Here is an 8,612-nt window from a genome sequence, read left to right as displayed (position 1 = left end):
TAGGACATCTGATTATTTTTCGTATCTTTGTTGCATTATTTCACTCTTAAGCATGTCTTTTTATGAAAAAACTCTCNAAANCTTCTCTGAAAGACTGGCGTCAACAACTTNCAGCNCTTGTGTTACGCTTTCCNACTTCTATCTTTTTCTGTATCATTACTTGCGCTTCATGGATTTTCCTCAATCATAAGTTTCAGGAAGNAACAGACATCAATNCNATNANAGTCTTCCTCATGCTCTACCCTGTNACNGCTTTACTTTTGTCGNTACAACTCCATTTATGGACNGAAGAGTGGCAACAACAAAAAAGAGCGTGGCAAGTTCATCTTGGCATACAAGTGGNTTGGCTCGGCATNTGCGCACTGTTGGCAAACTCTTATACGAATACCATTGAGCAAAGTATTGCTATTGTGGTGCTTGCTACTGTGATGGGTGTTGGTTGGTTTACCCTACCCTATTACCAGCAACGCAACGATAGACCCGCTATCAATTTTCTGCTGAACCTCATAGGAGGTTGTAGTTTGGCTTTCGTCATATCGCTTGGCGTGCTAATAGGACTCTCTTTGTTGCTAAACTCGCTCACCTCACTGTTTTTGTTAGATATCAAATACACCCTCTATTTGGACTTGTCTGCCGTGTGCTTCACGCTCATCGCACCTTTATTACTCATGGCTTCACTACCACAAGGAGCCAACAAGTTTAGTGAGAGTAATTGGCTACAGAATCGTTTTGGCAATGGGGTGATTCATTATCTCTTGATACCGCTACACATGGCATACACCATTACCCTGTATGCATATACCGCCAAAATTATCATTACATGGGAGTTGCCCAATGGTTGGGTGTCTTGGTTAGTGTCAGTGTTAATGCTTCTCACTGTCACCATCGTCTTTTTGCTTTATCCTATACATCATGAAAAAGAGGTCAAGAGGTTCGATCAATTCATTGTTCGCTATCTGCCTGTCATTGTTTTGCCCCTCCTCGTATTAATGTCTGTGGGTATTTACAGGCGTTTTAGCGATTACGGTGTCACTATTTATCGGCTATATCTTTTGATATTCAATGTTTGGTGCTATGCCGTGTGCTTGGGACTAATGGTCTGTCGCAGTAGAAGAGTGATTTGGATCATCAACTCCTTTTTAATTGTGTGGGCTTTGATTTCTATCTTTCCCTATAATATTGCCAGCTATACCCGAAACAAATTGACAAGCGAAGTAAAGCATCTGGCAGCCCAACAGCCAGACATCAAATTGCCCATGAATAGTGTCACCTATGACAAACTTTTGCAAGGGCTAAACTATATAGATGCGAAAAAGACGGACGGGAAGCTATCCTATCTCCGTACAACTTATGGAATGAAGTGTACGGAAGAGCTATTACAACCAAAGGTTGAAACCTTTGGCTACGAGTTTGACAAGAAAGTGAAAAACAACAAAGGGAAACCTGTTTCAGTGCAAAGCATGGTGAGCTATGAATGTAATTTTGAAAAGAGCGATGTGCTTGTATCCATTCCCGCAGGATATCGCCATGTTGCAAATATTGCAGCCTATGACGAGGATAACGTCCAAGGATATTTACAAGGAGATTCAATGCGCATTGTGCTTAAAGATAATATTGACGGTCAGATGATTAACGACGAGTATCTTGTCAGTTTGTCAGACCTCGAAGCCATGGCGAATACGGAGAAAACTCACGACATCAAGCTTAAAGGCAAGAAGACACAGCTAACCATCACTTACTTTTTATTGAGATACAGGGAAGAGGTGGAAAGGCTGCACATCGTAGGGTATGTGTTTGTTCCATAAACGGTTGTTGAATGAATGGACAACAGCATGAAAAAGTCCGAAAAGCAACCGTGCTTTTCGGACCTTTTTTAATTCAATTGTTTTATCTTTTCAACGCTTGGAATCATTTACGATCTTGAGCTGTCGCACCAGTTTTACGTTGACGAATCTCCAAACCAATGCCCAACAAAATACAGATGACTAACAAGGCAAAGGCAATGTATGCCACCGTCTCTGTTCGATCGACCGATTTGGGGAAGAAACTCAACACCACTTGATGTTTACCGGGCTTCACTTGTATGGCGCGAAGAATATAATTGACACGCCCCACAGGCACCTCTTTCCCATCGACCGTTGCTGTCCATTCAGGATAATAGTTCTCCGAGAATACTAATACCCCACCCTTTGCCGACTCAACCTCGTAAGTGAGTTGGTTTGGCTCATAGTTCTTCATGGTTACTTGTGCATGATGGTCTTGCTCACAGCTACTTCCCAACACATCTCTAAACTTCTTGTCAGCAACCGCTTCCGCACGAAGATTGAGCTTGCCCACCATTTCTAATTCCTCATTGGCATTATTGACATAAGTCACCTTATCGACAAACCATGCGTTACCAAAGGCGTATGGATTTTTTAACGGAACGGTCTGACCGCCTTGTAATGGCATGATGAAGAATTTGGTATTCAGCATATTCAAGACAGGCGAGATGCTATCCCCGTTCAATTTGGTCATATCGCCTTGCGCTTCGACAATACTTTTCATTAGTTTCTCCATCTCTGGGGCGATATACGTCTCTATCATTTCTTGGTAGCGGCGCAACTTTGCTGGATGATACCCTCCAATACTCTTGTGGAAATAACTGGTCTCGTTTTCGTTAAAGGTACTCGTTGCGAGGTTTAACACACGGTAATCGAGTTCTTTCGTCTGCAAAATTTGCTGGTCGGTAGGTGTCATTTCAATAGGATTGTCGCGCACACTCTTCTCTACAAACATGCCATCGTTGAGGTAACGCTTGTTGACTTGCCACATATCTACAAGGCACAGCACAATCACCAGTCCTACGAAAGCAGACTTTTTAAGTTTGTTGGCACGGTAAAGCAGCAGCAAGAAAGTGCCAATCACAATGATAAAGAACGACCGCCAGCAATCATCAGTAAAGATAGCTTGCCGCATTTCGCGAAGATTGGCGATTAATTGTCCTTGATATTCCGCAGGAATGCTCTTCATTGCTTCCAACTCTTGTGCGGAAACAAAATTAGAAAAGAACACACTGGGCATGAGGGCAAACAACAAACAAAAACCTGCAGTGAGCCCAAAGCTGATATATACATATTTAATCTGCTTATTCAATATCGATGGCGTGTCCAAGATTTTCTTCAAACCCAACATCGCCAACAATGGAATGGTAAACTCTGCGATCACCAAGATGGATGCCACCGTGCGAAACTTAGCATACATTGGCATGTAATCGATAAAGAAATTGGTCAATGGCATGAAGTTCTTTCCCCACGAGAGCAAGACGGAAAGGACGGTAGCTGCCAATAAAGCCCACTTCATAGGACCTTTAACGATGAACAATGCCAAGATGAAGAGCATCAACACGAATGCACCAACATACACAGGTCCACTGGTTCCGGGTTGCTCTCCCCAATACTGACCCATTTGTTGATAGATTTGAATAAAATTAGGATCAGCTTTTTTCATAGCCGTCTCGTTCTGAGACAGAGGTACAGAAGCTCCTCCTTTGGCATTCGGAATAAGCAGCGTCCACGTTTCACCAATACCGTAACTCCATTGAGTTATGTAATCACGCTCCAAACCACTATTGGTTTGGTTGGCTGTATTCGCTTTTACCAGTTCGCTCTTGCCACGCATGGATTCCTTGCTGTATTCCCACGTGTGGTACAAGTTGCTCAAGTTCATACAAATGCCGAGACAGGCAGCAGCAGCACACACTGCTGTCGCTTTGCCAAAATGTAGCAGTTGCTTATTCTTAATGGCTTGAACAAGATAAGCTATCACCATGAACAGCACCACAAACAGATAATAATACGTCATCTGCACGTGGTTGGCTTTCACCTCAAACGCCGTAAACAAGGCGGTGAGAATGAAGCCCCACAGGTATTTGCCTCGATATGCAAGCACCAAACCCGCTATCATTGGGGGCAAATATGCCAATGCCATGACCTTCCATATATGACCCGCAGCGATGATAATGAAGAAGTAACTGGAAAAAGCCCATATAATTGATCCCAATACAGCCAACTCCTGACGGAAATCGAATGCACGCAGAAGGATGTAAAAGCCTAACAAATAGGCAAAGACATACCACACATTTTCGGGAAGCCACAAATGGTATGCATCCATTACCTTACTCAACGCATCAGTACTCTTATACGAAGGAGCTGTTTGATAGGTGGGCATACCACCGAAAACCGAATTGGTCCAACGGGTTCGTTCGCCTGTTCGCTCAAAATATGTTTGCTGTTCGTGTCCCATGCCACGTCCAGCAGACGCATCATGTTGGAACAAAATGCGACCGTCCAAACTCGCTGGAACAAAATAAGCAAATGAGATAAGGACAAAAAGCACAACAGCGGCTACATCTAAGCCATATTTCTTCCAAACTTCCATGATAGTTTTGTTATGATTATATTTTGCCACAAAGATAACAAAAGTTTAGGGCTTAACACGGATTATATTTCCTTTTTTGCTATCTTTGCAAGAAAACGAGAACGATTGGATATGAAGATAGGCGTAATTGTGGCAATGGATAAGGAATTTGTACAATTGAAATCCTTATTGGAAAATAGCCAAATGGAACAAGACAACCATTTGAGTTTTGTCAAAGGACGAATCAAACAAAATGAAATTGTATTGATGCAATGTGGCATAGGCAAGGTGAACGCTGCCATTGGAGCCGTAGAAATGATTCATCGCTATCAGCCACAACTCATCGTATCATCGGGCTGTGCGGGAGCTGCTGATACAGCATTGAACCCCAAAGATGTGGTTGTAAGCACCGAGTGTTGCTATCATGATGCGTATTGTGGCAAGGAATGCGCCAAAGGACAAATCATGGGAATGCCCGCAAGCTATGTGTCTCCGCCAGAATTAGTCAACAAAGCGTTGTCTCTATCCTATCACAAAAATATCAAAAGCGGACTCATTGTAAGCGGAGATTGGTTTGTGGACAGTCGGGAAAAAATGCAACACATCCTTCAATCTTTTCCCAAAGCGGCAGCCGTAGATATGGAAAGCGGTGCGATTGCGCAAACCTGCCACCTGTATCACATTCCTTTTATCTCATTTCGTATCATTAGTGATGTCCCACTGAAAGATACCGAAGCGTCACAATACTACAATTTTTGGGAACAAATAGCACACGACTCGTTTGAAGTAACGAAAGACTTTTTGCAAAAGATTTAAGCAAAACCCCGACTGCTTCTTGCCACAAACGAGAGAAAACGCATCACCCAAAAACTAAAAAACTCACAAACTAAAAAACTTAAAGATGAACAAAATACCTTCATTCACCATTGACCACAACAAATTGTTGCGAGGAATTTATGTAAGTAGACAAGACCTCATTGGCTCGGAAGTCATTACCACCTTCGACATACGCATGAAAGAGCCTAACCGTGAGCCCGTTTTGCACATTGGTGCCTTGCACACTATCGAGCATTTGGCTGCTACTTACTTGCGCAACGATGCACAGTGGAAAGACAAAATCATTTATTGGGGACCTATGGGATGCCTCACTGGCAACTATTTGATTGTGCATGGCGACTTGAAAAGTCGTGATATTGTCGATTTGATGATACACACCTTTGAGTTTGTTACTAACTTTGAAGGTGAAATTCCGGGCGCACAAGCCCAAGATTGTGGCAACTATTTGCTACACGATCTGCCCATGGCACGCTACGAATCGCATAAATTCCTAACCGAAGTGTTGGAGAAAATAGAAGAGAAAAACTTGATTTACCCGAAATAAATGGTGCGACGTGTTTGTCCAAATACACCCTTGAAAGCTAACAACAGTATCCCTTAACGACCGATAAGCATGCAAAAATTCTTCTTTATTCTTTTGTTTGTTTGCATTGGCACAAGTCTTTCTGTGAATGCGCAGCGCAAGATTGTAGTGTACGATGCCGAGACCAAAGTACCCATGCGCAAGGTATGGGTTTGGGCAGACACGCAAAAATGCGACTCAACGAACTATCTTGGACAAACAACGATTCCCCAACAGTTTGACACGCTCACTATCATCAAGCCCAAATATTTACCTCTTCGCATCCCTGCCCGAATGGTAGGCGACTCTATTTCGATGATAAAAGACGAAAAGATGATAGGCGAAGTAGTTGTTTATGGAAAGGATATGCAGACACAACTCAACAAGACGATTCAAGGATGGATGAAAGCGGATGCCAATGAACGAGCCATGTTAGCCCCCTCGTCTGTCGGTTCATTCGATTTCTTTTCTATGTTTGACTTCAAAGCTAAGAAGTATCGAAAGCAAAGGCAACGCATGCTCAACTCGTTCAAACAAATGGACAAGCTGGACGAAGACCCGATTATCCAAATCTATAAGGAAACACAAAAAGAGCAACAGCAAAAGAAGAAATAACTCGGAAAGCGTCAGAACCAAAACAACTCAATGGGAAACAAAATTGTCTCCATTGAGTTGTGAACTTTCAACGCATTGATCACCTATTTCAGCATCTCATTTTTCACGCTGTGAGAGCTATCAACGTGTTATTAAAGCATGGATAGCAAGATGACGAATTTTTAGTTATTCATCAAGTTTGTTCAAGGCATAGACGTAGGCACCTAATGCAATCGATTCGCTCGCCCCATTTTTCGATACGATGACCCCGATACGCTTCATCGGGTCGTAATCAACCTGAACGCTACTACCAGGTACATTAATCTTCACAGCGCCACCCCTTGTAAAGTCTGCAAACTGTTGCTCATCCTCCAAGTTGTACACTTTCATTTGCATGTGTCCTACCTCCTCGCCATTCATCATTTTAAGTCTGCTGTTCATCTCGCCTACCAAAGCTGGCAAGATATGGGCTGACGCCTTCGATACACCTCCACCAATGACAACCAATCCATCGACAATGGTATCAGCCATAGCAATGGCATCGCCTGCCATCTCACCAAACTCTGCGAAGCTCTTCTTAGCAGCATCCACATTGCCGTCTATCTTTCCAGCGATAATATCATTGATGTCCTTGGGTTCAAGGTCACGCACATCGCCAGAAAGCTCACGATATACACGTTTGATAGCACGAATGGCGACGCTATCCTCCACAATATATGCTGGATATTTCTTGTTACGAAAACACCAAATATCACCTCCCAATCCATTGTCTCCAACCAACAATTCACCATTGATGACCACACCAGCACCGAAACCCGTGCCGAACGTGAGACCTAAGAGATTGTTAAACCGCTTTGGACTGCCCGCTTCTTCCAGTCGATTGTTGACCAAAGGCAATGCTCCTGCCATGGCTTCGCCATAGGCGAACAAGCTGCCATCGTTGTTGATAAAAACAGGCATACCAAAACGTATTTGTAAATAGGGACCCAAAGCCACGCCTCCACGGAAGGAAGGAAAATTGGGCAAATCGCCTATAATGCCGTTCTCATAGTCGGCAGGACCAGGGAAAGCAAAGCTGATAGCCGATGCATCCATAGGAATAAGGTGTTGTATTTTCTCAAACCCTTTGACCAACTGACCCAAACAGGCATTCAAATCGTTTGCCATTGATGGCAATGCAAAAGGTACTATCATCTGCTCACCGCCCTGCATCGCCGAAAAAACAAAGTTTGTTCCACCAGCATCGAGGGTCATAATAATACGTTTGTCGTCTTTGTAATTCATTTGTTTAGATTTATTATTCAAGTTGATATGATTCGTGACTTCTCTTCATCGCCTCATCATAGGTCGAAAATGTAGCCAACGGTAAAGGAAAATAACTTGTTCTTAAAAGTACTGTAATCATCTTTATTGATTTTCAGCAAGCCGAAGTTATACCTTGCGTCCAACAGCACATTCCCATATTCGTACGAAATACCCACAGGAACGGAAACATCTATGCGCTTCATGTTGTTCGTCATATCGTATTTGCTCTTGTAGTCATATAGCAAATTCCCCTCTTCATCCTTTTCATAATGCGTTTTACCTTCCTTGTCCGTGTAGAAATGCGATTGAGACGAAAAGCCTTTGGCAGACAGCAGATAACCTATTTGTAGACCTGCATTGACAGAAAGACCACTTACAACATAAGTATGGAGCATCACTGGCAACTGCAAATAGTGGAATTTCCATTGAAATCCGTTAGATGCATGATGAACATTTTTATCATCTATGCTCTCGAGCTCTGGAAAATCCATGCCCTGTCTACTATAAAATAAGCCAGCAGAAACAGCAACTCGCTCTGTTAGCTGATTTTGAACGTCTAAACCAATGATGAGTCCTTCAAGGTATTTGGATTTCAAAACAGATGAGCTTTCAAAACCTTTCACTGGGTCATCCATCTCAAATACATCAAAACCACTGATGTTTGCAAAGTTCACTCCAATCTTTGGAATCAGTGACCACGTGCCAACAGTGCCTTGAGCCCAGCCGAACAAAACACTTAATAACAAGACAAACGTTACTAAAAACTTTTTCATAAATAAACGGTTTATAGGAAAACGAAAATTACACCTATTTTATTATAATAATGGGAGCAAAATATTCCTACACAATCTGCGCATATTGAAGTGGTGCTGCCATTAAATCACTTTTGAAACCAATGAGGAAAAAGCTGGAGCTA

At 42.7% G+C, this 8,612-nt stretch carries 7 protein-coding genes; 4 read left to right on the top strand and 3 right to left on the bottom strand.

Features of this window, described 5'->3' with window-relative positions; all coding sequences use genetic code 11:
* Window positions 1–62 precede the first annotated feature (62 nt).
* A complete protein-coding gene (locus HMPREF9304_RS13775) occupies window positions 63–1,805 on the top strand; it encodes a DUF4153 domain-containing protein (RefSeq protein ID WP_052045849.1) in 1,743 nt (580 codons plus the stop codon).
* 103 nt (window positions 1,806–1,908) lie between these two features.
* Here the strand turns inward: HMPREF9304_RS13775 and HMPREF9304_RS02330 are convergent, their stop codons facing one another.
* Window positions 1,909–4,419 carry a YfhO family protein gene (locus HMPREF9304_RS02330; RefSeq protein ID WP_036926181.1) on the bottom strand — a complete coding sequence of 837 codons (2,511 nt, stop codon included), beginning with the start codon at window positions 4,417–4,419 and terminating at the stop codon, window positions 1,909–1,911.
* A gap of 111 nt (window positions 4,420–4,530) precedes the next feature.
* On the opposite strand from HMPREF9304_RS02330, the gene HMPREF9304_RS02325 reads away from it, so the two are divergent.
* From HMPREF9304_RS02325 to HMPREF9304_RS02315, 3 genes are all read left to right on the top strand, one after another.
* Complete coding sequence (locus tag HMPREF9304_RS02325) at window positions 4,531–5,214, top strand: 5'-methylthioadenosine/adenosylhomocysteine nucleosidase (protein ID WP_036926180.1); 684 nt, start codon at window positions 4,531–4,533, stop codon at window positions 5,212–5,214.
* Window positions 5,215–5,299: 85 nt separating this feature from the next.
* Window positions 5,300–5,779 (top strand): S-ribosylhomocysteine lyase, encoded by a 480-nt coding sequence (locus HMPREF9304_RS02320; protein WP_036926179.1) that lies wholly within the window; start codon window positions 5,300–5,302, stop codon window positions 5,777–5,779.
* 69 nt (window positions 5,780–5,848) lie between these two features.
* The gene (locus HMPREF9304_RS02315; protein ID WP_052045847.1) at window positions 5,849–6,412 is read left to right on the top strand and encodes a hypothetical protein; all 564 of its coding nucleotides are present in this window, start codon (window positions 5,849–5,851) and stop codon (window positions 6,410–6,412) included.
* A 165-nt stretch (window positions 6,413–6,577) separates the two neighbouring features.
* Here the strand turns inward: HMPREF9304_RS02315 and HMPREF9304_RS02310 are convergent, their stop codons facing one another.
* Entirely contained in the window at window positions 6,578–7,675 is a 1,098-nt protein-coding gene (locus HMPREF9304_RS02310) for an ROK family protein (RefSeq protein ID WP_036926178.1), read from the bottom strand.
* 56 nt (window positions 7,676–7,731) lie between these two features.
* Window positions 7,732–8,469 (bottom strand): porin family protein, encoded by a 738-nt coding sequence (locus HMPREF9304_RS02305; protein ID WP_036926177.1) that lies wholly within the window; start codon window positions 8,467–8,469, stop codon window positions 7,732–7,734.
* Window positions 8,470–8,612 lie beyond the last annotated feature (143 nt).

The organism is Hoylesella timonensis S9-PR14 (assembly GCF_000762405.1).
In the GTDB taxonomy this organism is placed as follows: Bacteria; Bacteroidota; Bacteroidia; order Bacteroidales; family Bacteroidaceae; genus Prevotella; species Prevotella timonensis_A.
This window is presented reverse-complemented; position numbering and strand designations above follow the sequence as displayed.

Coding starts and splice junctions, on each gene's coding strand:
- HMPREF9304_RS02330 (WP_036926181.1), bottom strand. CDS start 4,419: ATGGAAGTTTGGAAGAAATATGGCTTAGATGTAGCCGCTGTTGTGCTT.
- HMPREF9304_RS02325 (WP_036926180.1), top strand. CDS start 4,531: ATGAAGATAGGCGTAATTGTGGCAATGGATAAGGAATTTGTACAATTG.
- HMPREF9304_RS02320 (WP_036926179.1), top strand. CDS start 5,300: ATGAACAAAATACCTTCATTCACCATTGACCACAACAAATTGTTGCGA.
- HMPREF9304_RS02315 (WP_052045847.1), top strand. CDS start 5,849: ATGCAAAAATTCTTCTTTATTCTTTTGTTTGTTTGCATTGGCACAAGT.
- HMPREF9304_RS02310 (WP_036926178.1), bottom strand. CDS start 7,675: ATGAATTACAAAGACGACAAACGTATTATTATGACCCTCGATGCTGGT.
- HMPREF9304_RS02305 (WP_036926177.1), bottom strand. CDS start 8,469: ATGAAAAAGTTTTTAGTAACGTTTGTCTTGTTATTAAGTGTTTTGTTC.